The organism is Rhizobium sp. CFBP 8752 (genome assembly GCF_014842035.1).
Classification (GTDB): domain Bacteria; phylum Pseudomonadota; class Alphaproteobacteria; order Rhizobiales; family Rhizobiaceae; genus Neorhizobium; species Neorhizobium soli.
In genome coordinates this window covers 1422558-1449045 of the sequence record NZ_JACYUZ010000001.1, presented here as the reverse complement: position 1 = coordinate 1449045, position 26488 = coordinate 1422558, and the positions used below count along the sequence as shown (strand labels likewise).

The following is a 26488-nucleotide window of genomic DNA, read 5'->3' as shown; positions in this document are numbered from 1 at the left end:
TGTCGTTTCGCCCTCTACTGGGACCGACCCCTTGAAGGCTCAGTCGCCGATGAGTTCCCGGCGCAGCATCTGCCAGCTGTCCTTGCAGGTCGCGACCAGCAGCCCGCCATCCACGTGGTCCGGCAGGTACTCGGATCCGTCGAAGCGCGCCGCATAACCGCCGGCCTCCGTGGCAATCAGGGTGCCCGCCAGATGATCCCAAGGCATGAGCTTGTTGTAGAGAAGGTATTGCACGTGCCCGCCGGCAAAGGTGCGATACTCGTGCGCGGCACATCGATAGTTGGCAAAGAAACGCACCTTCGCCAGGTTGGCCAGCAGCCGCTCTCTCTCCTCGCCGAAGAAATACCCGGGTGACGCCATTCCGACCATGTCGCCGATCGGTCTTGGCTCTGCCACTGCAAGGCGCACCGCGTCGCCGTCAGGACGGCGCAGGAAGGCGCCTGCGCCCTTTTCCGCCATCACCCAATCGTCACCCATCGGATCGTAGATGATGCCGGCCACCGTTTCGCCTTTCCAGACGACAGAGGCCATGACACCGAAGGCAGGAATGCCGGAGGCGAAATTGAACGTGCCATCGACAGGATCGACGACGATCGCGAAATCCGAACCTCCTAGCTTGGCGAGAAGCGACGGATCGGCGGCCACCGATTCTTCGCCGACAAACAGAGCATCAGGCGCCAGCGCTTCAAGCTCGCGGCGGATCAGACGCTCGGCTGCCTCGTCCGCTTCGGTCACAAGATCCGACGGCTCGCTTTTGGAACGCACGTCGCCGCTTCCAAGCCGCCGGAACCGCGGCAGGATCTCTTCCTTCGCCGCAAGGCGCAGGATGTCGGCAAGCTTGGCTATATCGAGCGGCATGGTCATGGTGTGAGATCCTGCAGTGGTGGGAGCCGCTTGTTGGGGATCAGGCGGCGGGGTTGGCGCTGAGGCCGGAGAAGTCGAACAGTTTCGGGTCAAGCAGATGCGACGGGTTCACATGCGCCAGCGCCCGCAGCATCGTGTCCTTGCGGCCCGGCATGCGCGTCTCGATATCGGCAAGCATGGCCTTCATCGCGTTGCGCTGCAGCCCGTCCTGCGAGCCACAGAGGTCGCAGGGGATGATCGGGAATTCCATGGCGGCAGAGAATTTCGCCAGATCGTCCTCGGCGCAATAGGCAAGCGGCCGCAGCACCATCACGTCGCCTTCGTCGTTCAGAAGCTTCGCCGGCATGCCGGCAAGCCGTCCGCCGTGAAAGAAGTTCATGAAGAAGGTTTCGAGAATATCCTCCCGGTGGTGCCCGAGAACCAGTGCATCACACCCCTCTTCGCGGGCAACCCGGTAGAGATTGCCGCGCCGAAGCCGCGAACAGAGCGCGCAGTAGGTTCCGCCCGCCGGCACCTTTTCCTTCACGATCGAATAGGTATCGCGATACTCGATCCGGTGCTTGACGCCGATGGAGGTGAGATAATCCGGCAGGATGTGTTTGGGAAAGTTCGGCTGTCCCTGATCGAGATTGCAGGCAAGCAGCTCGACCGGAAGCAGGCCACGCCATTGCAGATCGAGCAGAATGGCGAGCAGCGAATAGCTGTCCTTGCCGCCCGACAGGCCGACCAGCCAGCGTTTCTGATCTTTCAGCATGCCGAAATCGTCGAACGCCTGACGAACCTGCCGCAGCAGGCGCTTGCGCAACTTGTTGAACGAGACCGAACTCGGTGCATCCCTGAATAGGGACGGCACGAGGCCATCCACGACCTCGTCGATCTCATCCGGTATTGTTGCGTTCAATCCCATGTCCAAACCTCATGTGAAACGGGCGGCCAGTGGCCGCCCGATCATTCCAACCTCAGGCGCCGAGCGCTGCGGCCACGGCTTCCAGCGCATCATTGGCCTTGGCACCGTCAGGGCCACCGGCCTGCGCCATATCCGGCCGTCCGCCGCCGCCCTTGCCGCCAAGTGCCGCAGAGGCGATCCGCACCAGATCGACAGCGCTGAAGCGGCCGATAAGATCAGGCGTCACCGCCACGACCGCACTCGCCTTGCCGTCTTCCGACACGCCAACCAGCGTCACGACACCCGAACCGAGGGTAGCCTTGCCTTCGTCCGCGAGACCCTTCAGGTCCTTCGCATCGATGCCGGCCAGCGCCTTGCCCATGAACTTGATGCCAGCGATCTCGCGGATGTCGTCGGCAGAGCCACCCTGCTGACCGCCACCCATGGCGAGCCGGCGCTTGGCATCCGCCAGTTCCTTCTCAAGCTTGCGACGCTCGTCGATCAGCGCCTCGACGCGGGAGACAAGCTCACCGGGCTGAACCTTTAGCGCACCCGACAACGTCTTCACGCGCTCATCCTGCTCAGCGAGATAGACACGCGCTGCATCCCCCGTCACCGCTTCGACGCGGCGAACACCGGCGCCGACCGCGCTTTCGGAGAGAATGCGCACGAGGCCGATATCGCCCGTCGCGTTGACATGCGTCCCGCCGCAGAGTTCGATCGAATAAGGCTTGCCGGCCTTCGGCCCATCGACAGCCTTGCCCATCGAGACGACACGAACTTCATCGCCGTATTTCTCGCCGAACAATGCCATTGCACCCTCGGCAATCGCATCGTCGACGCTCATCAGGCGCGTCGTGACCTGCGCGTTCTGCAGGATGATGGCGTTGGCCATATCCTCGACGACCTGCAATTCCTCTGACGACATCGGCTTCGGATGCGACACGTCGAACCGCAGACGCTCAGGAGCGACCAGCGAGCCCTTCTGCGCCACGTGTGTGCCGAGCACTTCCCGCAGGGCTTCATGCAGCAGATGCGTCGCGGAATGGTTCGAGCGCAAGCGCGAACGGCGAGCGTGATCGACGGCGAGGATGACCGCGTCGCCAGCCTTCAACGTGCCCTCGGTCACGGTTGCGATATGGACAAACAGCCCCTCGCCCCGCTTCTGGACGTCGGTCACTTCAAGCTTGGCGTGGTCGGTCGAGATCAAACCGGCATCGCCCATCTGGCCGCCGGATTCACCGTAGAACGGCGTCTGGCTCACGACGATTTGGACGGCATCGCCGCTCGAGGCACTGTCGATGGCCTTGCCATCCTTGACGATCGCCTGGACGACGCCTTCGGCAGTCTCGGTGTCATAGCCGAGGAATTCGGTGGCGCCGAACTTTTCCTTGATTTCGAACCAGACGGTTTCGGTCGCCTTGTCGCCGGAGCCTGCCCAATGCGAGCGGGCTTCCGCCTTCTGGCGTTCCATCGCATCGGTAAAGCCGGAGAGATCGACGCCGATTTCGCGGGCGCGGAGCGCGTCCTGCGTCAGGTCGAGCGGGAAACCGTAGGTGTCGTAAAGCTTGAACGCCGTCTCGCCGTCGAGCATGTCGCCCTTGTCGAGCGTGCTGGTCGCGTCCGAAAGCAGCGACAAACCACGTTCGAGCGTCTTGAGGAAGCGGGTTTCCTCGAGCTTCAGCGTTTCCGCGGTCAGCGCCTCGGCGCGCACCAGTTCCGGATAGGCGCGGCCCATTTCCTGCACCAGCGTCGGCAGCAGCTTGTACATCACAGGTTCTTTGGCACCGAGCAGCTGCGCATGGCGCATGGCGCGGCGCATGATGCGGCGAAGCACGTAACCACGGCCTTCGTTGGATGGCAGCACGCCGTCGGCAATCAGGAACGCGGACGAACGCAGATGGTCGGCGATGACGCGGTGGCTGGCACTGCCCTGGGCCTTCACGCTCAGGACATCCTCGATCGTTCCGATCAGCGTCTGGAACAGGTCGGTGTCGAACACACTCTGCTTGCCCTGCAGGACACAGGCCATGCGCTCGAGACCCATGCCGGTATCGATCGACGGGCGCGGCAGCAGCGTACGCTCGCCAGGAGCGGTCTGCTCGTACTGCATAAAGACGAGGTTCCAGAATTCGAGAAAGCGGTCGCCGTCTTCTTCAGGCGAGCCCGGAGGTCCACCCCAGACATTTTCGCCCTGGTCGATAAAGATTTCCGAGCACGGACCGCAGGGGCCGGTATCGCCCATCTGCCAGAAATTGTCGGAAGTGGGAATGCGGATGATCTTGTCGTCGGAAATGCCGGCGATCTTCTTCCACAGCGTCGCAGCTTCCTCGTCTTCCGAATAGACGGTGACCAGCAGCCGGTGCTTGGGCAGATCGAACCCTTCTGTGACCAGCTTCCAGGCAAGCTCGATCGCGTTTTCCTTGAAGTAGTCACCGAACGAGAAGTTGCCGAGCATCTCGAAGAAGGTGAGATGGCGGGCGGTGTAACCGACATTGTCGAGGTCGTTGTGCTTGCCGCCGGCGCGCACGCATTTCTGCGAGGTGGTGGCCGTGGTGTAGGGGCGCTTCTCAAGACCGGTAAAGACGTTCTTGAACTGCACCATACCGGCATTGGTAAACATCAGCGTCGGGTCATTGCGCGGCACAAGCGGGGACGAGGACACAACCTCGTGGCCGTTCATTTGGAAATAGTCGAGAAACGTCGACCGGATTTCATTCACGCCGCTCATGCTAAGCCCTTTTTATCGCCGGGTGCGATGCTGTTATTCGAAGACGAAAGGCTTGTATCGTCCGCGTTCCCGACTGTCCAGCCACAGCACCCCTAATCATCCCAAACCCGCCCGGAACGCAGACCGGCCGCGCATCTCGTAGATGGCGGCCGGCAAGATTTGAAAACCGGAAAACACCGGTGAATATCAGCGTCAGGATGCCCTAGATCGACATCCCAACCCAGGTCCGATCAAGGGTCCGGGGCCTGGTCGCCGTCATTGGCATCAGGACCGCCATTCTGCAGGAACTTGTCCGCGATCAGACCGGCGTTCTGGCGCAGCGACGTCTCGATTTCACGCGCCACTTCCGGATTGTCTCGCAGGAACGACTTCGCGTTCTCGCGGCCCTGACCAAGGCGCTGGCTGTTGTAGGAGAACCATGCGCCCGACTTCTCGACGATCCCAGCCTTGACGCCGAGATCGACGAGCTCGCCGGTCTTTGACACGCCTTCGCCATACATGATGTCGAATTCGACCTGCTTGAAGGGAGGCGCCATCTTGTTCTTGACGACCTTGACGCGTGTCTGGTTGCCGACGACTTCTTCGCGTTCCTTGACCTGGCCGATGCGGCGAATGTCGAGACGGACGGACGCGTAGAATTTCAGCGCGTTACCGCCTGTCGTCGTTTCCGGCGAACCGAACATCACGCCGATCTTCATGCGGATCTGGTTGATGAAGATCACCATCGTCTTCGACTTGGAGATCGACGCCGTCAGCTTGCGCAGTGCCTGGCTCATCAGACGGGCCTGAAGACCCGGCAGGCTGTCGCCCATTTCGCCTTCGATTTCGGCGCGTGGGGTCAATGCCGCAACCGAGTCGATGACGAGAACGTCGACAGCACCGGAACGCACCAGCGTGTCGGTGATCTCAAGCGCCTGCTCACCGGTGTCAGGCTGCGAGATCAGGAGGTTATGCAGATCGACGCCGAGCTTGCGGGCATAGACCGGATCGAGCGCGTGTTCCGCGTCGACGAAGGCGCAAACACCGCCACCCTTCTGAGCCTCGGCAATGGTCTGCAGGGCAAGCGTTGTCTTGCCCGAGCTTTCCGGACCATAGATTTCGACGATACGGCCCTTCGGCAGGCCGCCGATGCCGAGCGCAATATCGAGGCTCAGGGAACCGGTGGAAACTGTCTCGATCTCGACGATGCTATCGTTCGAGCCAAGCTTCATGATCGATCCCTTACCGAAGGATCGTTCGATCTGTGAGAGTGCTGCTTCGAGCGCCTTGCTCTTGTCCACGCCTTTATCCTCTACGAGCCGCAATGAATTCTGTGCCATGAGGTCCCACCTTTAGGTTATTGCCGCCACGCAAGCAATGAAGCAGCCGATGGACATCGTGTACTCTTTTTGTTCTCATCAATCAAGAGGCTTTTATCAGCTTGATTGAACTGCGTTATCGCGATTTCGTTCCCGGAACGTTCTCGCGCATATAACCTGTGGAAAATCAGGCGTTAAAGCAAGAAGCCTCGCGGTTCGACGGACGAATCGCGAGGCTCCATAAAGGTTGGCAGGCGGATCAGAAAATCAGTCCGAGTCGAGCATCTCGCGAACCGCAACGGCAAGCTGCTTCAGCGAAAACGGCTTGGGCAGAAAACCGAACTTCGCATCGGCCGGCAGGTTGCGCGCAAACGCGTCCTCCGCGTATCCGGAGACGAAGATGAACTTCAGATCCGGATAGGATTTCCGCAGTTCCGTCAGAAGCGTCGGCCCGTCCATCTCAGGCATTACAACGTCGGAAACGACGATATCAACCTTGCCTTCGAGCTCGTCCATGATGTCGAGTGCTTCGACGCCGGATCCGGCTTCGTGCACGGTATAACCGCGCGTTTCCAGCATGCGCTTGCCACCCCGGCGAACCGCTTCTTCATCTTCCACAAGCAGCACGACCGCAGACTTGCCCGTGAGATCCATATCCTCTGCCGGCGCTTTCAAAGCCACGGGCTGTGCGGCTGCCAGAGCTGCAGCCTCTGCGGCCTCTGGCGTGATGACCGGTATTTCGGGAATGTGACGCGGCAGGAACAGCCGGAAACTCGTTCCGCGACCGACTTCGGATTCCGGATAGATATAGCCGCCGGACTGTTTGATGATGCCATAGACCATCGAAAGGCCGAGACCTGTCCCTTTGCCCACTTCCTTGGTGGTGAAGAACGGCTCGAAGATCTTGTCCATGATCTCGGGCGGAATGCCCGTGCCGCTGTCGGCGACCTCGACCATCACGAGATCTTCCGCCGGCAGATCGGCCTGATGGAAGGCGGCGGTTTCCTCGGCCGTCACATTGCGGGTCTTGATCAGGATCGTGCCGCCCTGCGGCATCGCATCGCGCGCGTTGACGCAGAGGTTGATGAGAACCTGCTCGAACTGCGACAGGTCGGTGCGCACCGGCCACAAGTCGCGCCCGTAGTCGACATCGAGCTTGACATTGGTGCCGGAAATCAGCCGGTCGACCAGCATCCGCAAGTCGCCCACCACATCGGTGAGGTTCAGCACCGCCGGACGCATCGTCTGCTTGCGCGAGAAGGCCAGAAGCTGGCGCACCAGAACGGCGGCCCGGTTGGCATTGCGCTTGATTTCCATCAGATCGGCGAAGCTCGCGTCGGACGGACGCGCCTGCAAAAGCAGGTGATCGGACGACAGAAGGATAGCCGTCAGCACATTGTTGAAATCGTGCGCGATACCGCCGGCAAGAGTGCCGACCGCATTCAGCTTCTGGGTCTGCGCCATCTGCGTCTCGAGCGCCTTTTGCTCGGTCGTCTCGACGGAATAGATGATGGCCGCCTCTTCGGGTGCCTCGTCGCTCTCGTCGATCACGGCATTGACGTAGAAACGCAGATACCGGGTCTCGTCACCCGGATGCCGCGAATCGATCGGAGTAATGTCGCCCTGCCGGTCGCGTGCGGCAGCAAGCGCCGCCATCAGCTGATCGCGGGTCGTCTCGTGCGCGATACGCTCCAGCGACGCACCACTTTCCACGTCGTCGCGGGTCAGAACCCCGGCGAACAGTCGCAGGAACGGCGCATTGATGCGCAGGATCCGGCCTTCGCCATCCACGGACGCAATGGCCATCGGCGTGTTGTTGAAAAAGCGCGTGAAACGCATCGCAGACGCGGATTGATCGGTGTCCTCACCATGCGGCCGGTTGATCACGACACTGCGGCTTTCGCCGGGCGCACCGTCGCGCATGGAGCTGACGCTGTGAACAAGTCGCACCGGCAGGCTCTGGCCGTTGGCACGGCGCAGGTCGAGATCGAGCGTTTCCGTACGCTTCAGACCTGGCGCCGGCTGAACCGATTGGATCAGCGCCATGCCCTCGCCCGCCACGAGATCGTCGATCGTCATCGATCCAGGAGAAAACTTGGTCAGATCGAGACCCAGCCATTCAGCCAGCGTGGCGTTGAGATAGAAGATCTCGCCCTTCTTGCCCGCGGAAAAGAACCCGACCGGCGCATGGTCGAGGTAGTCGATGGCGTTTTGCAGTTCGCGAAAGAAGCGCTCCTGGTCCGACCGTTCCGAGGTCGTGTCGGTAATCTGCCAGATGTCGAGCTGCGCCTTGTTGTTTCCCGAACCCGCCAGAAGGCCGGCCTTCAGCCTGTACCAGAAGGCGCCCGCACCATTCTCTCCAACGACGGCAGTGCCCGTGCTGCGGCCAAGCGGCTGCAGCAGGCGGAATTCTTCATGACCCTCGCGGCCTTCCCGCAGCGCGGATGTCAGCCTGTAAAGCGCCTCGTTGGATTCGCGCGACTTGGACAGAAGCGTTTCAAGGGACTGGATATCGCTCTTTTTCGTCGCACCGGTCATCCGACCATAGGCAGCGTTCGCGTAGACGATGCGACCCTTGATGTCCGTGATCAGGATACCGTCCGGATGGCCGGCCAGGAAAGCGCGGGCGAGATCGTCGGACCGCGATTGCGGCATGACTTCCACGAGGCCAATCATCGAAGAGACGAGGAAAAATATGCCGACCATGGCAAGGATGCCCAGCAGGCCGAGCACAATCTCATTGTCGAGTGCCTGCTGAAAAACCACAAAAGCGACTGCAACGCCCAGCAGCACCAGCGCTAGAAGCACGATCCGAAGAATGGTTCCACCCCGCGTCTTACGCTCGACCAGTGGGGTCTCGTAGTTGCCGCCCTGCTGCAACTTCGTCATCAATCCCTCGCATTTCGCAACGGCCGACTGCCGAAGCCATCCTACTGCGGCCGTCATGCTCCACGGAGCCGAAAACCCTATGATTCCTTCTTAGCAAGTTGTCGGCGACGCAAAAAGCTCCGTTGTGCCAGAAAACCCGGGACAGTGAAGACTTGTGCCCTATCTTTCCTCTCCGAAGTGATGTTTTCCATCAAGACAGCATCGCAGCACCCCTTGATCGAAGCGAAAATTGTCGTCTTTTCAAATGTGACGATTGGCATGAGGAGTATCAGCACATGGCCGAAGAACTGATGGGCGCCTATGGCAGCCGGATGGTAATCGCGGTCCTCGGTGTCGGCATCGGGCTTCTCTTCCTGTTCGGCATCCTGTGGATGCTGCGCGGTCGCAATGGACCGTCGCCGTTCGTCCGCGGGGGACGCAACCGCAATCCGCGGCTGCAGGTGCTGGATGCGGCAGCCGTCGATGCACGTCGCCGCCTCGTGCTGATCCGCCGCGACGGCGTGGAGCACCTCGTCATGATCGGCGGGCCGACCGATATCGTGATCGAAACCGGCATCGCGACGAACTCGCCCTCACAGCCCTCCGCCATTGAAAGCGCGCCTTCTGAACCGCGCCCCGCACTTGCCCAGAGGCAGCGTCCGGACCCTCGCCCGGCAGCTCTGCCGGAGGCCGAACGGCCTGAGCCCATGCGGGAGATTTCAGTGCGCGATGACACCCCGCGTGCGAAGCCACCACTCGCGACCCAGCCGTCTCCCATTCCCGCTCGCCCTGTGAGCCCGGTATCCCGGTCGGAGCCGACGCCGACTGCGTCCGTATCACCACCCGCCCCGCAGCGACTGGATCCGCCAGCAAGACAGTCCGCCCCCGAGCCACAGCGTCCGGCACCGACCGTCGTCATCCCGGCAACGGTTTCGACAGCCGCTGGCGTTGCCGCAGCGCCGATCGCCGCGGCAGCGATCACGGCGATCCCGCAGCCTGCACCATCCAGAGTCGACGATGCGGCAAACGCGCTTGAAGCCGCGCGCAGTCGGGTTCTTGCTCACGCCGAGCCCGACCAGCCGGCCGAACCGTCGCGCGTTGTTCCGATCAATCCTGAGGACCTCTCGACCGGCGTACAGTCGGCTCTCGAAAAGCCGAAGATGCTCGGGAGTGATTTCGAGAAAATTCTGGAAGAGGAAATGGCACAAAACCTTGCGGCGCGGGAAAACGCCGGCCGCGAGACGATCGCGGTGCCAGCACCAAACCGCCAGTTGCCGCAGCGCGATCCTGCTGTCGCACCGATTACCGGCGCGACTGCCGAGCCATCACTTCAGGACGAAGTCGCCCGTATATTTGGGGAAATGTCCGCCACGCGCGATAAATGACATGCAGGGCCGCGGGCTTTGCACGTATCCATGACATCAAACGACAAAAGGCACGGTTTCCCGTGCCTTTTGTCGTTTCTGCCGTAGACCATGCGTCAAGCAGAAATCATTCGTCGCGATAGACCTTTTCGCGACGCTCGTGCCGCTCCTGGGCCTCGATCGACAGGGTTGCGATCGGCCGGGCGTCAAGACGCTTCAGTCCGATTGGCTCGCCGGTTTCTTCGCAATAGCCATAGGTCCCGTCGTCGATGCGCTGCATCGCCGCGTCGATCTTGGAGATCAACTTGCGCTGCCGGTCACGGGCACGAAGCTCGATGGCTCTATCGGTTTCCGAAGATGCGCGATCGGCCAGATCGGGATGGTTGGCACTTTCCTCTGCCAGATGATCCAGAGTCTCCCGCGCCTCCCGCAGGATATCGTTTCTCCAGGCCGTCAGTTTTGCCCGGAAATACGCCTTCTGGTTTGCATTCATGAACTCGTCGGTTTCCGAGAGTACATAATTGCTAAGATCGATCTTCTCACTCAACGCGATTCTCCTGAAGAACATCTCGTGGCCGCTCTATATCGCTTTGGTTGTTCCGGTTCAAGCCTTCCGCTCGTTATTGAGGCAATTTTAAAATTGTCACAAAAATCAGCTAAATGACTATTTTCTATGCTTTAATCGACTTCGGTTGAAACCGGATCCTGGGCAGCGCAACTGGCAATCATGGCGCAGGCGTGGTTGAAGTTCCGAAGTCACGGAATTACCGTCCAGGCGGTCAAAGGAGAATGAAATGGCGTCTTTCACCGATATGCCGACACTCGCGCCGCCGCCGTCACGCATCTACCTCCTCCGGCACGGCCGGGCGGCCAACCCGGAACAGGGTCAGAGAGATTTCGATCGAACACTGACGACGGATGGTTTCGCCGAAGCGGAAATCGTTGCCGACAAGGCGGCGGACCGTCGCTACCGCCCCGACGCTGTCATCAGTTCGACGGCTATGCGTTGCCGCCAGACTGCGGAGGCGGTGCGCCGCGCAATCAGCGAAACCATCGAGCCCGAATTCATCGACGAGGTCTACAACGGATCGGTCGGCACCTATCTTGCGCTGATTTTCACCAGCGACCGCAGCGGATCGGTGATGCTCGTCGGGCATAACCCGACGATCGAGGACGTGTTCGGGGAACTGATCGGAAAAGAGCATGCAGCCCGCGCCCTGCCCTCAGGGTATCCGACGGCAGGCCTTGCTGTCATCGATCACGCAGGCCGAAGCGACGGCTCGCGACCCGCATGGAACCTGACGGATTTCATCACGCCGTGACCACAGATTCCAAGGCATCCCATCCCTTTGCGCATTGCCTGACGGTCCCTATATAGCGACAAACAGTTTTGGGACGAAACCTTGCCGCCAGCGCTCACCAGTATCACCGACGACGCGAAGATTGCTCTCGATAATCTCGCCGATCGCGCCTCGAACTTGGTCAACCCGTCGATGCGGCTTGGCGTTACCGGCTTGTCGCGTGCCGGCAAGACGGTGTTCATCTCGTCGCTTGTCCACAATCTCCTGAACGGCGGCCGACTGCCGCTGTTCGAGGCAATGCGCTCCGGCCGGGTCTCGCAGGCTCGGCTCGAGCAGCAGCCGGACGACGCGATACCGCGCTTCCAGTATGAGGATCACATCGACGCACTGGTGCGCGAACGGATCTGGCCGGATTCGACGCGCGCGATCTCGGAACTCCGCGTCACGCTGGAATATCAAAGCGCCAGCGGCTGGAACCGGATGTTTTCCCGCGGCCGGCTGTCGATCGATATCGTTGACTATCCCGGCGAATGGCTGCTCGATTTGCCGCTGCTGGCACAGGATTACGAGACCTTCAGCCGCAACACGGTAGACCTTGCCCGTACCGGCATTCGCGCCGAGTTGTCGAAGGACTGGCTTTCGTTCGCCTCCGGCATAGACATGGACGCACCGGCGGACGAAGGAACAGCGCGTCGGCTGGCCGAGAGTTTTGCGGCCTACCTGAAAGCCTGCAAATCTGATGAGCGCTCGCTCTCCACCCTGCCGCCCGGGCGATTTCTGATGCCCGGCGACCTGGAAGGTTCGCCCGCCCTCACCTTTGCGCCCCTCGCCGATCTTCCGGATACGCCGGCCCCGAAGGGGTCGTTCCGGGCAATGATGGAGCGCCGCTACGACGCCTACAAGACAATTGTCGTCAAACCCTTCTTCCGCGAGCATTTCGCGCGTCTCGACCGGCAGATCGTGCTGATCGACGCGCTCCAGGCGATCAACCGTGGCCCTGAGGCCGTGCAGGATCTGGAACGCGCACTGACCGACGTACTCGCCTGCTTCCGTCCCGGCCACAACAGCTTCTTCTCGTCGCTGGTCGGCCGGCGCATCGACAAGGTGCTGGTCGCAGCCACCAAGGCCGACCATCTGCATCACGAAAGCCACGACCGGCTGGAACGCCTGACCGGCCGCCTCGTCGACCGCGCCATCGAGCGGATCGGCATGGCCGGCGCCGGCATCGACGTGATGGCAATCGCCTCCGTGCGCGCCACGCGTGAAGCTTCCGTGAAGGACGGCAGTCACCAACTGCCGGTCATCGTCGGCACACCGATGGCAGGCGAAACCATCAATGGCGAAGTCTTCGACGGCACGCGGCAGACGGCGATCTTCCCTGGCGACCTTCCGGCCGACCCGGAAGCCTTGTTTCGGCAGCTCGGTCAGCCGGGCTCCGAGCTTCCGGATGTCAACGTGGTGCGCTTCCGTCCCCCGGCTCTCGACGAAAAGGGCGGCATTACCCTATCGGTCCCGCATATCAGGCTCGACCGCGCCATGCAGTTTCTGCTGGGAGATCGCCTCGCATGACCGACCGCAAGATCACCGATGACCGCCGCCGCCCAACTTCCTTCGTCGTAGACGACGACATTCCGACTAAAGAAGAGCCGCAGACCCACCCGAACCGCGCACCCCGCCGGTTTGACGATGGCATCGCCATCACGCCGGACGAGCTCGATCCGTTCATCAGCCCGCAGGAACTTTCACCAGACGCGCTGGCCGTCGCCGTGCCGGTGAAGCGGAAGCGTTTCTCCTTCGCCAACCTCGCGGCCGCGGCCTTCGGCACGTTCCTGTCGCTTGCGTTCGGCCTCTGGGCGGATCGGATCATCCGGGATCTCTTTGCACGGTCCGACTGGCTCGGTTACGCCGCAGCGGCAGCGTTGGGCGTCGGCATCGTCGCGCTTCTGGTCATGGTCGGTCGCGAAATCATCGGGATGATGCGGCTTGCTGCGGTCCAGACGCTGAAGACGCAAGCGGAAGACGCCCTGAAATCGCCAAGGCCGACGGCAGCCAGAACCGTCGTCGCCGCGCTCACGAAACTGACAGGTCACCGGGCGGAGACCGCCCGCGGACGTGCCGCGCTCGATGCGACGAAAGACGACATCATCGACGGGCCACAACTCATCGATCTCGCCGAGCGAGAACTCCTGTCGCCGCTCGACCGGCAGGCACGCGTCCTCATTCTTGGCGCCTCGAAACGGGTCTCGGTCGTCACCGCTGTCAGCCCCCGCGCGGTCGTTGATCTCGTCTATGTCCTGTTCGAGGTGACACGACTGATCCGCGCGATGGCGGACCTCTACGGCGGGCGCCCAGGCACGCTCGGACTGTTGAAGCTCATGCGGGACGTGATGGCGCATCTGGCGGTGACAGGTTCGATCGCGGTTGGAGACGGAATCGCGCAGCAGGTTCTGGGCCATGGTTTGGCATCGAGGCTTTCAAGCAAACTCGGCGAAGGTGTCATCAACGGCCTGCTGACGGCGCGTATCGGCATTGCCGCGATGGATCTTTGCCGCCCACTTCCCTTCCGCGCTGTGAAGCGCCCGGGGATCGGCGATTTCATGTCCGACATCTCTCCCGTCGGCCCGCGCAAGACCGATTGATCGCGCCTCTGTGACCCTTAATGACCCGAAAAGATACCAGTCATTAACCATTCCAAGCTAATTTGCGAGGCACTTGAAGTTTCTGGTTTCCAAGGGAAAGCACATGTATTCGCGCTTCTTTTCGCTTTTCGGTGGCATCGTTGCACTGACCATCGCAACTGCTCCCGCCCTGGCACCGGAGGCCTCCGCGGCTTCGCGTGACAAATCCTTTTTCCAGCAGGTCGGTGGCGTCTGGAAGGGTCCGGGCGAAATCGTCGCGGGCAAGTACAAGGGTACGAAGTTCAGCTGCAACCTGATTGGCGCTGCACAGCCGGATGGCACTGTCGGCATCAAGCTCGATGGCACCTGCCGCGTCGGCGTTTTCCAGCAGCCGATGTCCGCGGTCATCAGCCAGAGCAGCACCGGCTATTCCGGCAAGTTCCTGGACGGCGCCCAGGGCAAGGGCCTCGACATCGTCTCCGGCTCCGTCAATGGCGACAAGGTCGTGATGGGCATCAACCGTGCCCAGCTGAACGGCGCCATGGTCGCCAGCCTGCGCGGCGAGAACAAGATGAACATCACCATTTCGGTGAAGGTCGAAGACCAGATGGTGCCCGTGATCGGCCTGTCGCTGGATCGCGATCTGGATTCGATCGCCGTCGGTTCGATCAAGCCCTAATCCACCAGTCCCTGTCTGCGTCAGCGATCCTGATGCCTTCGATGTCCGCCTCTGCCAGCCAGTCGCGGACATTTTTCTGTCCGAGGACCATTTCGGGCGCGACATCGGCAAGCGGCATCATCACAAAGCCCCTCGCCGTCATGCGCGGATGGGGAAGCTCCAGCGTCTCGGAGTGATACGCGCTGTCGCCGTAGGTCAGGATGTCGATATCGATGGTTCTCGGGCCCCAGCGCTCGACGCGCTCACGCTTGCGCCGCCTTTCCATATCAAGACAGACATCGAGAAGCGACTCGGGATGAAGCGAGGTCTCGATCAGGGCGCAGCAGTTCAGGAACTCGGCCTGATCCGTCTTTCCCCATGGCGGCGTGGCATAAAGCCGGGATACGGCGAGCACCCGACAGTCCGATCGGGCATCGAGTTCCCTCAACGCATCTGCCATCGCAGCCCGCGGATCACCGACGTTACCGCCGAGCCCAAGGGCTACCAATTTCATCGAGCCGTCACGCGACATGCTCGATCCTCACTTCGGCATGATCAAGAATTCCCGGGATCGGCACGCTCGGCTTGCGCACCGTCACCTCGACCCTTCGGATCTGCGACGACCAGGCGCAAAGCGCCTTAGCAATGTCCTTGGCCAGCGTCTCGATCAGGTTGCGGCGCGTGCCGGTCACGATCCTCTCGACGATTTCATAGGCTTTGCCATAGTGCACGGTGCTCTCGACGTTGTCGTCTTCGAGCGCTTCTTCGGCATCCACATGCATGACGAGATCGACATAGAATCGCTGACCGAGCCTCTCTTCTTCCGGAAAGGCTCCATGACGAGCGAAGAAGGCGCAGTTTTTCAAGGCAATGCTGTAGGTCCCCATCAGCTCTCCTCCCGTTGCGCCGCACGGGACGCCAGAACCGCATCTGCCATCAGCAGGGCGTCGCGGTTGGCCGCGACATTATGAACCCGGAAAATCGCCGCACCGGCGAGTCGGAGGATCGCAGTCGTTGCAGCCGTGCCGATATCCCGCTGATCGGCCGGATCCCGCATCGTGACTGAACCGACAAACCGCTTCCGCGACGTCCCGGCGAGCAAGGGAAATCCGAGTGACTGCAACTCGCGAAAGCGGGCGATCAGTTCCATGTCGTCGTCCCGGTTCTTGGCAAATCCGAACCCGGGATCGAGCACGATCGCCGCATCCTTGATCCCGGCAGCATGCGCGATCTTCAGAGACCGCGTGAGGAAATACTGCTGGTCTTCGATCATGTCCGCTCGTCGATCCATCCGGTCGCGTCCCGTGTGCATGATGCAAATACCAGCACCTGTCTCGGCCGCGACATCAGCCATATCGGGTTCGCGCTGCAGTCCATGTACGTCATTGATGACGTGGGCGCCGGCAGCCATCGCCAGCCGCGCCGTTACCGCACGATAGGTATCGACCGAGATGATAGCGTCGGTTTCGCCGACAAGCTTCTCGATCACCGGCAGGATGCGATCCTGTTCTTCGGCAGGCGTCACCGCCGCCGCGCCGGGCCGTGTCGATTCGCCACCGATATCGAGGATGGCAGCACCTTCGGCGACGCAGCTCAGCGCATGCCGCACGGCGCCATCCGTTTGCACATGCCGACCGCCGTCGGAAAACGAGTCCGGCGTCACGTTGACGATCGCCATGATATGGCCTTGCGCGCCGAGTTCCAGCACGCGTCCGCGCGCCAATCGCCAGTGCGTGTTGCGCCGCGATATCACCGGCCAATCATCTTTGGAGAGTTGACGCAAAATTCAGGGACCTCGTGTTGCGCTTGGTCTCGCTATGCCCCAAGCTCTTTTAAAGTTCAACGTTGCAGGCCACAGAATGTTTTCAATGCGCGCGGTTCGCCGTCTCATCGGTACCGTACTTCTTGCAGGCGTCTTCGCCTCTCCCGCATCGGCCGCACCGATCATCACCAAGACTTACTCGTATTTTCAGATCGGCGGCAAAACTGCCGAAGACCTCGACAAGGAGCTGGAAAAACGCGGTCCGCTGACCCGCACGACCGGCCACCGTCATCCCGGTGCAACCGAAATCAAATTCGGCGGGGAAGTGACCTATGTCGAGCGCGCCAATCGATGCACGGTCGGCGCCGCAAGGGTCACACTGCGTACCCATATCGTTCTGCCACGCTGGATCAATCGACGTCGTGCAGACGCGGATCTTGGCATGATATGGGACACGCTTTCGGCAGACATCAAGCGCCACGAAGAACGCCATGCCGAAATTGCCCGCACCCATGCCCGCATTCTCGAGAGACAGCTTCTGGACCTCTCGACGCCCAGCAGTTGCGATAGCCTCGAAAAGAAGGTCGCCGATGCGACTCGCGATCTTCTGGAAGCACACGACCGGGAACAGATGCGGTTCGACCAGGTCGAGTCGAAGAACTTCGACGAGCGGATGACCCGTCTCCTGAATTACCGGATGAAGCGCGACTGATCGGGCAGCGAAAGACGACATCGATCGGCACAGCCAATCAACCGACCCGTAGCCCGACCTTTCCCGAGACTTGCGCAGAGCTTTCGCACCACCCTGTCATTCATCGGTGACTTATAACAATATACTAATGTGTGTGTCTGGGCTAAAACCGTAGCAACAGAACGGCGCTGTGAACGACCCATATCAAGGGTTATCCAGCCGCCCGCGATCCCGGCCACGGTGCCAGGATCCACCCGTTCAGGCGCCGCAGATGTTCGCGGCCGCGATCAGGCACTTGGACCGAGAGAGGTCCCGCGTTGTTGCCTTGTACAAGCTTCACAGGTCTCCCCGGCGCAATTGCGGCCGCAGGCGTTTTCCTCCCTCGCCTTGCGGCTATGCGCCTGCCTTGCCTCGCTTGCGCTAACTGCGCAGCGAGGCATTTTTTTGGAAGAGGGTCGTCTGGTTTGGTTCAGGCCTGACGTTCTGGAACGTGCACGATCAGACCGTCGAGATCGGCCTTGATCTTGATCTGACAGGACAGCCGCGAGGTCGGCTTCACCTCAAAGGCGAAGTCGAGCATGTCTTCTTCCATCGCTGCCGGAGGACCGACCTTTTCGGTCCAGCCATCGTCGACATAGACATGACAGGTGGCACAGGCACAGGCGCCGCCGCATTCGGCCTCTATGCCTGGCACGGAATTGCGCACGGCGTTCTCCATCACTGTGGAGCCGTTGTCAGCTTCGATATCGAAGCGCGTACCGTCGAAGGCAACGAGGGTCAGTTTCGTCATAATCAGGAAATCCGCATTGAGTGGCAGTCTTGGCCGGTTGTCTTCCGATAAATCACCGGTCCAGTCAACACGAACGGACGACGCGCCGTTGTCTTGCGGCGCCCTCCAACTGTCACGGATCAGCGGCAGAGTTTCAGGATGAAGTTCTCCGCTTCCAAGACACACGCGGCAAGCGCGGCCAAATGCGCGGCGTCGGCACCGTCTGCTTCCAGTCTCTCCGCCGCCTTGGAAACGCCGAACGCGCCGACCGCAGATGCAGCCCCCCTCAGGCGATGCGCCGTCATCGCAACCCCGGCAGCGTCTGCGCCCGTCATGTCCTGCAGCGCCCGGCGGGCGTTGCGGGCAAACATCATCAGCACTTCGTTTTCCAGTGTCTTGTCGCCCATCGTCTGGCGGGCAAGATGCACGAGATCGATCGGGCGCGACTGCGAAGGACATGCCCCGCGCGGGCTAGTGGGCGTTGAAAAAGCAGTATTCGCCGCTGACATGAAACTCTGTTCCTCTTTGGGGCTCAATCATGCGTCCCAGTGATGCGGGACAGCGGCTGCCTATCCCGTTAAATTCCGGCACAATCACGGCGCAAATTTCGGGACATGGTTAATTTCCATCAACCTCACGGAATGTCAGGGGTTTCGACATTTTTCGTGGTTTAAATTCTGTTAACAACAAATCTGCTTTCCGGGCCGATCCCGGCCGAGCAATTGTGTGAAAGACACGAATGTGTCACTACAGGACGGTTGAGATGGGTGTGTAAACCATCCTGCGTCTGACGGCGGAACGGTGGTAAGCTTTCATTATCATCCGTTTGCAACAACGGCCGTTCGAATTGTGAGTAAAGTGGAATTGCGGCCAGCATGACGCACGGGCCGGGTTCCGGTCGGCGACCCGACTTCCAGCCTGCAGGCGGCAGAGCTGGAACGAAAGCGCCGGGTGAGTGTAACGAGGCGTAACCGCATGGCGAAGAAAACGAGCAGCGAGTCGGTCGATGAGACGGCTTTCCAGGCACTGGAAGAAGCGCTGAAGATCGACTTCAACGGCGAGCAGCCTCGCGCCCGACCAACTCAGACCGCTTCGGAGACCAGAGTGTCGGATACGCCAAGGCAGCGCTCCCCATCGTCCTCACAAAATCCGCAATCCGCTCCGCCTCGTCAGGCCGGTCCCGAAACGACAGCCCGACAGCCCGCTTTCGAGCCGGCCAATGATGCCGGTCGCCGCACCCCGAATGCGATTCTTCGTTCGCTCGAAGGCGGCTCGATCAAGAGCGCCGTCCGCAATGCCGCCATTATCTCGTTCTTCTGGGTTGTTGCGGGTATCGGTCTCGGCCAGCTGATCTACGGCAGCCAGCTGTGGGAATTCACCTCGGTCGCCGGCGTCCTCGCTGCACCGGGAATCGTCGCCCTCGTCGTCGGCATCCTGCTGCCGATCATGCTGTTCTTCGCCTTCGCGATCATGATGGCGAGAGCTGCCGATCTGCGCAATGCGGCCCGCTCGATGGCGGAAGTGGCCCTGCGTCTCTCCGAACCGGAAACCATTGCCTCCGAGCGCATCATGTCGGTCGGCCAGGCTGTCCGTCGCGAAGTGTCTGCGATGAACGAAGGCATCGAGCGCACCATTGCGCGTGCTTCCGAGCTGGAAACGCTGGTTCATTCCGAAGTCAACGCGCTGGAACGCAGCTATACAGACAACGAGCTGCGCGTCCGCGGCCTGGTGCATGAACTCGGTGCCGAGCGCGACGCGATCGTCAACCATGCGGAACGTATCCGCTCCTCGATCGTCGGCGTGCACGAGCAGCTGAAGGAAGACCTGTCGCTGTCGACAGAGGAGATCTCCGTTCGCCTTGCCACGTCAGGCGAGGCCTTTGCCTCGATGATCGACACCCGCGCCGCGTCTCTCATCGCAAAATCCGACGCTGCCGGTGAAGCGCTCAGCTCCCTGATGGCCGCCCGTGCCGAAAACCTCGTCTCGAGCCTGGCATCGTCCGGTATCGCTCTGGCCACCGAGTTCGATATCCGCCTCGACACGCTCACATCGACCATGTCCGAACGCGGTCAGGAATTGCTCGGCCAGTTCGAAACCCGTGCGTCGACCATCGATGCCAACACCGAAAAGCTGAACGCCGCCCTCGCCGACCGCACCCGTCAGCTCAACGAGACGCTGCTTGCCCGCACCCGCGAAATCACCGAGGGTCTGAATGACAGCGAGAAGACGCTCGGCGGCACGCTGGACACGGCAATCGCCGCGCTCAACCGCTCGCTCGACCAGAAGAGCGCCACCTTCCGTCAGAGCCTGCAGACCGCTTCCGACGACGCGATCATGGATCTCGACCTCCGCTCCGGCCTGTTCGAAGACCGTCTCCAGGCAACCGTTGGCCAGCTTTCGGCAACCTTCGACGACGGCCTGTCGCAGTTTACCACGGCATTCGACCAGCGCGCCGGCACGCTCGACAGCAAACTGATGGACAGCCTTGCCCGCATCAACGAAACCGTCGCCGGCGGTTCGGATGCGATCGAAGGCATCCTGTCGTCCAGCATCGACCGGATCGGCAATGCACTGACCGACCAGTCCCTTGCGCTCGCCACCACGCTTGGAACCGGCCAGGAAGTGCTGGACTCCATGCTCGAAAACCGCGCCCGCGAATTTTCCGATGCGCTTGCTGCCCGCAGCAACGAAATCAGCCACAGCTTCGGCGACGCCCACAACAAGGTCGACGCCGTCATGGTCGAACGCGGCACGGCACTCGCCGCCGCACTCTCCGATAGCCAGGCCCGTTTCGAGGACGCCGTCGGTTCGCGCGCGGACGCCCTCATCGATGCGGTCACCGGCAGCCACGATCGTCTTGCAGAAGTCCTCGACAGCCGCACCTCGGCAATCAGCGAGCTGATGTCGGGAACACCCGAGCGCCTGTCCTCGATGTTCGACGACAAGACTGAAGTCCTGTCGAAGGCGCTGTCCGACAGCGAGATCCGGCTCGGCAGCGAACTGGAGCGCAAGGTGACGAGCCTCGACACGACGCTTGCCGCCAACCGCGACCGCCTCGCTGAGATCTTCGATGACCGGTCGATGGACATCGCGACTTCGCTTGCCCTGCACGAAGATCGCCTCACAGGCGCACTCGAAGAAAAGACGGCAGCTCTGATCGGCGCCGTATCGGATGCAGACAGCCGTATCGAACACACGTTCGCCGCTCGCGCCGAAGCAATCCGCACGGCCTATACGGACGGCCAGCTCGGTCTCGATCTCTCGCTCGAAAGCCACGTCTCCGAGCTCTCCCGCATCATCGACAGCGGCAGCGAACGGCTCGATAAGTCTGTTGGCGGTGCAGCCGAACGGATCGAAGCCACGTTGGCCGAACGCACCGAAGCGATCCGCAGCGTCTATCAGGACGGCCAGATCGGTCTCGACATCACGCTTGCGACCCAGACCTCGGAACTGGCGCGCATTCTCGACGGCGGCAGCGAACGCCTCGAGAATTCCGTAGAAGGGGTTGCCGGCCGCATTGAAGCTGCCTTTGCCGATCGCACCGACGCGATCCGCAACGCCTATCAGGAAGGTCAGCTCGGTCTCGACATTACGCTCGAAACGCATGCCTCGGAACTCACCCGCATCATCGAAGGTGGCAGCGAGAAGCTTGAGACATCCGTCGGCGGCGCAGCCCAGCGCATCGAGAGCGCCTTCGCCGATCGTACCGAAGCGATCCGCAACGCCTATCAGGAAGGTCAGCTCGGTCTCGACATCTCGCTCGAAACGCATGCCTCGGAACTCACCCGCATCATCGAAGGCGGCAGCGAGAAGCTTGAGACATCCGTCGGCGGCGCAGCCCAGCGTATCGAAACGGCGTTCGCAGATCGTACCGACGCAATCCGCACTGCCTATCAGGAAGGTCAGCTCGGCCTCGACATCACACTCGAAACGCACGCTTCGGAACTTACCCGCATCATCGAAGGCGGCAGCGAGAAGCTTGAGACATCCGTCGGCGGCGCAGCCCAGCGGATCGAAAGCGCCTTTGCCGATCGCACCGATGCGATCCGCACCGCCTATCAGGAAGGTCAGCTCGGCCTCGACATCACACTCGAAACGCACGCTTCGGAACTCACCCGCATCATCCAGGGCGGTAGCGAGAAGCTTGAGACGTCCGTCGGCGGTGCAGCCCAGCGCATCGAAAGCGCCTTTGCCGATCGTACCGATGCCATCCGCAGCGCCTATCAGGAAGGCCAGCTCGGCCTCGACATCACGCTCGAGACCCACGCCTCGGAACTGTCGCGCATCATCCAGTCCGGCAGCGCGCAGCTTGAGACATCCGTCGGCGGTGCAGCGGAACGCATCGAAAGCGCGTTTGCAGATCGCACGGATGCAATCCGCAGTGCCTACCAGGACGGCCAGCTCGGCCTCGACATCACGCTCGAAACCCAGGCTGCGGAACTGTCCCGCATCCTCGACGGTGGCAGCGCTCGTCTCGAAAACTCGGTCGGTGGCGCAGCCACACGTATTGAATCCGCCCTCACCGATGGCACCAGCCGCTTCGAAACCGGCATGGCCGATGGCCTGCAGCGGATGGACGAAACCTTCGACGCCACCCAGCAGCGGATTGCTGCAACGATCGGCCTCGGTCACCAGCAGCTCGCCGATACGCTTGCCACAGCCGGACAGGACATCGCGCAGACGCTCGGCGCCGCGAACTACGAGATTTCCTCGACGGTCGGTTCGGGCGCCCAGAACATTTCCCAGTCCGTCGGCGACGCAACGCGCAACATCGCTTCGACCTTGGATGGAGCAACCCGCACCATCAGCGACACGGTCGGCACCGCTGCCGTACAGATCTCAGGCGTCGTCGATACCGCAAGCCGCGACATATCCGAAAAGGTCACGACGGCACACGGTCAGATGGCCGAGACGCTCGACACCGCAAACCGCCAGCTCTCGTCTACGCTCGATGGCGGCTACGAGCGCATTCGCTCGACACTCGACGATCGCGGCGGCCTGATTGCCAGCACGCTCACCAATGCGCAAAACCATCTGGCCGACCTGATGCTGGATCAGGCAACATCGATCGGCGCCACCATCGCAACCAGCGCCGGCATGCTGGAAATGTCCCTCGAAGCCCAGCAGGAATCGCTGCGCGCCACGATCGACGGCGCCGGTGAAAACCTGGAAACGCGTCTGCGCGAAAACGTCGGCGCGATTGCAGGCCAGCTCAACGAAGCCGCCCGCGAAATCACAGCCTCCGCAGAGGGATTCTCGAGCCGCGTCGAAGAAACTGTCGGCGGCGTTTCTACCGCCCTCGATGGCGCCGGCACCCGGATCGAGACGACTTTCGGTGGTCTGGAAGAACGCATCCGCTCGGAACTGGGCAATGCTACCAGCCTGGTCGACACGGCCGGCAACAGTATCGCCGATGCACTCGGCGCCCGCACCGCGGAACTGGAGCGCGTTACCAGCCTTGCGACCGATCGCGTTTCTACCGTGATGAGTGATCGCACGGCCGAACTGGAGCGCTTGTCGGGAGAAACTGCAGACCGCATCAATCAGGCGCTCGCATCCCGCACGCAGGAATTTGAGCGCATCGGATCCGAAACGTCGGATCGGATCGCCGAAACGCTGGATACACGCACCGCCCGCATCGAAGAACGCCTCGGCACCATGGACCGGGCGCTCACCGTCGGCCTAGACGCCGTGTCGCGCACCATCGAAGGCAAGGCTGTCGGCCTCGCCTCCAGCCTCCGCGACGCCGTCAGCGCCGCAGCGCAGGGCATGGATAGCGAAGCCAGCCGTTCGGCAGAGCTTCTTGCCCGCGCCGGCGCAGACTTCACGGAAGAACTCAGTACCCGCAACGATGAGTTTGCCCGCTCCATCGAACAGCGCTCCAACGATATCGTCGACCGCATTTCGGAAACCCAGAACCGGCTTGCCGGTCAGGCGGCAACCGTGGCGCAGGCCTTCTCGGAAGCCGGCAACGCGATCGTCCACAAGGTCGCCGAAGCAGACAGCCTGGTGAAGAAGCAGGTCAACGCGATTTCGGAAGCGCTTGGCGATGCCGAAAAGGCGCTCGATGCCCGCGGCACGTCTCTGCGCGACACCCTTGCCGAAACCGCAGGCGAACTCGACAGCGCTCTTTCGGCCGTCGACAAGGCACTCGCTGCCCGTGGCGAATCGATCCGCTCGTCACTCGACAGCCGCACCCGCGACCTGAACTCGATGCTCTCAAGCCGTTCGGCCGAACTCTCCAAGCTGATCGACGAAAAGGCACGCCCTCTCGTCGAGGAATATGCCGAGACCGGCCGGTCCGCCGCCGAGCGCATCAGCCAGGCCGCACAGGAAAGCGCCGAGCGCCTTTCCACGGCCGCCCGCGATACGACCGACCGCATCCGCAACGAGAACGACGCACTGGTGGAGGCGATTTCCGCCCGTACCAACGAGACGCTCGCTGCCATCAGCCAGCGGACAGAGAATGCCACCGGTGCCATGCGCGCCGTCGAGCAGAGCCTGTCGGCAAACGTCAACAGCCTGATCGAGCGTCTTGCCGAAAGCAATTCCGGCATCGCATCGCTGGTCGAACAGGCCGCCCGCAATCTCGGCCAGGCAGCGGACCGCGTCAGCGAACAGCTGTCCGACGCCGATCAGAAGCTCGATGCGACCGCCAACCGCTTTGCCGAATCGGCCAACAGCGCGGCCGACCTCGTGCACGGTTCGAGCCGCCTGCTCGAAAACAACATCGATCGCCTGGTCAGCATTTCCGGCCAGACGCTCAGCCAGGTCGGCGGCATCGTCGGTCGCTTCGACGATCACTCCAAGGTTCTCGCTCAGGCATCCGAGCTGCTCGGCGCTGCCCAGTCGAACCTTGCCAGCACGCTCGACGAACGCCAGACCGCGCTTCGGACGCTCTCTGCCGGTCTCGTCAAGCGTTCGGAGGAAATCGAAGGCACGCTCAATGGTCTGACCTCGCTCGTCGATGGCGCCTTTACCCGCGCCGAAGATCGCACCTCGCAGATCGGCGCATCGCTGCGCGAAAGCCTGCATGCTTCCTTCGCCGATATCGGCCGCGGCCTGGGCGAAACCCAGCAGCGTGCCAACCTCACGGCCCAGGCTATGCGCGAGACGCTGAGCGAGGCTGGCAACGAGGCAAGCCGCGCCATCGAGACGACACTGTCGGATGCAGAGACACGCGCCCGCGATCTCTCCGAACGCCTGCGCGGCAGCATCACCGGTTCGATGGGCGACATCGAGCGCCTGCTGGCCGACGCCGCAAACCGCACCGATGGCGCAGCCCAGCAGTTGCGCGATACGCTGCGGGTTTCGGTTGAAGAGGCGATCGGCCGCTTTACCGGCGCAACCGACGAGATCCGCCGCTCGGCCCAGGACATTCGCCAGGAACTCGATGCGACTCGCACCGAACTGAAGCGCGGCGCGTTCGATCTGCCCGAAGAAGCCAAGGAAAGCGCAGCCGCCATGCGCCGTGCCGTGGCTGAACAGATCAAGGCCCTGCAGGACATCTCGCAGCTAGTCGGCCGGTCCGCCCAGAGCCTCGACGTGTCCGAGCCGGTTGCAGTGTCGCGCCCTGCTCCGGTCGCCCAAGCGGCTCCGCAGCCGGCGGCCCCGCGCCCTGCAGCCCCGACGGCACCAGCCGCCGCGACGAGCGCACCGTTTGGCTCGTCTGTCCTTCGTGACAGTCTGCCACTCGATCGTCCGACGCCGAGCATCGCACAGGGCGTCAGCAAGCCGGTTGCCCAGGCGCCTTCACAGACGCCACCGGTAACGCAGGTTCTCGCACAGCCTCAGGCCCCGGTCTCCCGCGCGCCTGACGCAACGCAGCGTCCAGGTGAAGGCGGCTGGATCAGCGATCTCCTTCGCGGTGCCTCGCGTGACGATACAGCCGGCACAGTTGCCCGCCAGCCGCAGCAGCCTGCACGCCCGGCAGCAGCCGAACCGGCCCAGCCGGTTCGCACCAACGGCGACAACCGCAACCCGCGTCACATGGTGGAATCGCTCAACTCTCTGTCGGTCGACATCGCCCGCGCGATCGATCACGACGCCTCGGTCGACCTCTGGCGCCGTTACCAGCGCGGCGAGCGCGACGTGTTTACACGCCGCCTCTACACGCTCAAGGGCCAGCAGACGTTCGACGACATCAAGCGGAAATACGAACGCGAGCCGGAATTCCGCACCGCCGTCGATCGCTACATCGCCGATTTCGAAAAGCTGCTCGCCGATGTCGCCCGCACAGATCGCGACAAGACGGTCACCCAGAGCTACCTGACCTCGGATACGGGCAAGGTCTACACCATGCTCGCCCACGCGGCCGGACGTTTCAGCTGATCGATCCATTCCGCAGGGAATGCCAAAAACAAGAAAAGCCGCCTTTCGGGGCGGCTTTTTCGTTGGCGGATGAACCCTGAAGAAGCTGTTGGCGAGAGGGTTACCCCGACCTCCCTCATCCCAGCGCTTGTGCCGAAATCCCAGCGGCACGAGGGCTGTTGGGGTCACAGACTCCTTCAGCTCAAGGACACGAGCTGACTGGATCCCCGCCACAAGGGCGAGGATGAGAGGAGTTTGGTGACAGGCTCAGTTTCCAAACCGACCTGCGGAGTTTTTCGCCAGTACTCTTCACAGAACGCTCAGCCACCCATCAAGCCGGCTTTCGATGGGCTGCACTACATCGGAGC

Annotated in this window: 18 protein-coding genes; 7 read left to right on the top strand and 11 right to left on the bottom strand. The window is 62.0% G+C overall.

Annotation, left to right across the window (positions count from 1 at the left end; all coding sequences use genetic code 11):
* Positions 1-39: 39 nt before the first annotated feature.
* The 5 genes from IFT59_RS06850 to cckA form a co-directional block, all read right to left on the bottom strand.
* Positions 40-864, bottom strand: coding sequence for an inositol monophosphatase family protein (locus tag IFT59_RS06850; protein WP_192086426.1), 825 nt, complete (start codon positions 862-864; stop codon positions 40-42).
* 40 nt (positions 865-904) lie between these two features.
* On the bottom strand, positions 905-1771 hold the full coding sequence (gene ttcA / locus IFT59_RS06845) for a tRNA 2-thiocytidine(32) synthetase TtcA (RefSeq protein ID WP_062580842.1): 867 nt from the start codon (positions 1769-1771) through the stop codon (positions 905-907).
* Between the two features lie 52 nt (positions 1772-1823).
* Positions 1824-4481 (bottom strand): alanine--tRNA ligase, encoded by a 2658-nt coding sequence (gene alaS / locus IFT59_RS06840; RefSeq protein ID WP_192086425.1) that lies wholly within the window; start codon positions 4479-4481, stop codon positions 1824-1826.
* A 230-nt stretch (positions 4482-4711) separates the two neighbouring features.
* A complete protein-coding gene (recA, locus tag IFT59_RS06835) occupies positions 4712-5800 on the bottom strand; it encodes a recombinase RecA (protein WP_062456635.1) in 1089 nt (362 codons plus the stop codon).
* A gap of 246 nt (positions 5801-6046) precedes the next feature.
* Positions 6047-8668 (bottom strand): cell cycle histidine kinase CckA, encoded by a 2622-nt coding sequence (gene cckA / locus IFT59_RS06830; RefSeq protein WP_062456632.1) that lies wholly within the window; start codon positions 8666-8668, stop codon positions 6047-6049.
* A 275-nt stretch (positions 8669-8943) separates the two neighbouring features.
* Here cckA and IFT59_RS06825 point away from each other — a divergent pair, with 275 nt between their 5' ends.
* Positions 8944-10032, top strand: coding sequence for a flagellar biosynthetic protein FliO (locus IFT59_RS06825; RefSeq protein ID WP_192086424.1), 1089 nt, complete (start codon positions 8944-8946; stop codon positions 10030-10032).
* A 106-nt stretch (positions 10033-10138) separates the two neighbouring features.
* On the opposite strand, the gene dksA is transcribed toward IFT59_RS06825, so the two are convergent.
* Complete coding sequence (dksA, locus tag IFT59_RS06820) at positions 10139-10558, bottom strand: RNA polymerase-binding protein DksA (RefSeq protein WP_062456626.1); 420 nt, start codon at positions 10556-10558, stop codon at positions 10139-10141.
* Positions 10559-10823: 265 nt separating this feature from the next.
* Between dksA and IFT59_RS06815 the strand changes: the two genes are divergently transcribed.
* The 4 genes from IFT59_RS06815 (at position 10824) to IFT59_RS06800 (ending at position 14609) form a co-directional block, all read left to right on the top strand.
* Positions 10824-11333, top strand: coding sequence for a SixA phosphatase family protein (locus tag IFT59_RS06815; RefSeq protein WP_062458026.1), 510 nt, complete (start codon positions 10824-10826; stop codon positions 11331-11333).
* An 81-nt stretch (positions 11334-11414) separates the two neighbouring features.
* A complete protein-coding gene (locus tag IFT59_RS06810; RefSeq protein ID WP_062456623.1) occupies positions 11415-12881 on the top strand; it encodes a YcjX family protein in 1467 nt (488 codons plus the stop codon).
* The gene (locus IFT59_RS06805; RefSeq protein ID WP_192086423.1) at positions 12878-13951 is read left to right on the top strand and encodes a YcjF family protein; all 1074 of its coding nucleotides are present in this window, start codon (positions 12878-12880) and stop codon (positions 13949-13951) included. Before IFT59_RS06810 ends, IFT59_RS06805 begins: the two co-directional genes overlap by 4 nt.
* 103 nt (positions 13952-14054) lie before the next feature.
* Positions 14055-14609, top strand: a complete 555-nt coding sequence (locus IFT59_RS06800) for a hypothetical protein (RefSeq protein ID WP_062456618.1) — start codon at positions 14055-14057, stop codon at positions 14607-14609.
* Here IFT59_RS06800 and folK read toward each other — a convergent pair.
* From folK to folP, 3 genes are read right to left on the bottom strand one after another with little or no spacing between them, the layout of a single operon-like run.
* On the bottom strand, positions 14599-15102 hold the full coding sequence (gene folK / locus IFT59_RS06795; RefSeq protein ID WP_082476318.1) for a 2-amino-4-hydroxy-6-hydroxymethyldihydropteridine diphosphokinase: 504 nt from the start codon (positions 15100-15102) through the stop codon (positions 14599-14601). The genes IFT59_RS06800 and folK overlap by 11 nt on opposite strands.
* Positions 15103-15109: 7 nt before the next feature.
* Positions 15110-15475: a dihydroneopterin aldolase gene (gene folB / locus IFT59_RS06790; protein ID WP_184653263.1), complete on the bottom strand. Its 366-nt coding sequence runs from the start codon at positions 15473-15475 to the stop codon at positions 15110-15112.
* Entirely contained in the window at positions 15475-16341 is an 867-nt protein-coding gene (folP, locus tag IFT59_RS06785; protein ID WP_446737813.1) for a dihydropteroate synthase, read from the bottom strand. Before folP ends, folB begins: the two co-directional genes overlap by 1 nt.
* A 106-nt stretch (positions 16342-16447) precedes the next feature.
* Here folP and IFT59_RS06780 point away from each other — a divergent pair, with 106 nt between their 5' ends.
* On the top strand, positions 16448-17062 hold the full coding sequence (locus tag IFT59_RS06780; RefSeq protein ID WP_192086422.1) for a DUF922 domain-containing Zn-dependent protease: 615 nt from the start codon (positions 16448-16450) through the stop codon (positions 17060-17062).
* A gap of 448 nt (positions 17063-17510) precedes the next feature.
* On the opposite strand, the gene IFT59_RS06775 is transcribed toward IFT59_RS06780, so the two are convergent.
* Both IFT59_RS06775 and IFT59_RS06770 read right to left on the bottom strand, forming a co-directional pair.
* Entirely contained in the window at positions 17511-17831 is a 321-nt protein-coding gene (locus IFT59_RS06775) for a 2Fe-2S iron-sulfur cluster-binding protein (RefSeq protein WP_062456606.1), read from the bottom strand.
* 119 nt (positions 17832-17950) lie between these two features.
* Entirely contained in the window at positions 17951-18319 is a 369-nt protein-coding gene (locus IFT59_RS06770) for an Hpt domain-containing protein (protein ID WP_192086421.1), read from the bottom strand.
* A 466-nt stretch (positions 18320-18785) separates the two neighbouring features.
* Here IFT59_RS06770 and IFT59_RS06765 point away from each other — a divergent pair, with 466 nt between their 5' ends.
* Positions 18786-26141 (top strand): apolipoprotein A-IV repeat region-like domain-containing protein, encoded by a 7356-nt coding sequence (locus tag IFT59_RS06765; protein WP_192086420.1) that lies wholly within the window; start codon positions 18786-18788, stop codon positions 26139-26141.
* Positions 26142-26488: the final 347 nt, after the last annotated feature.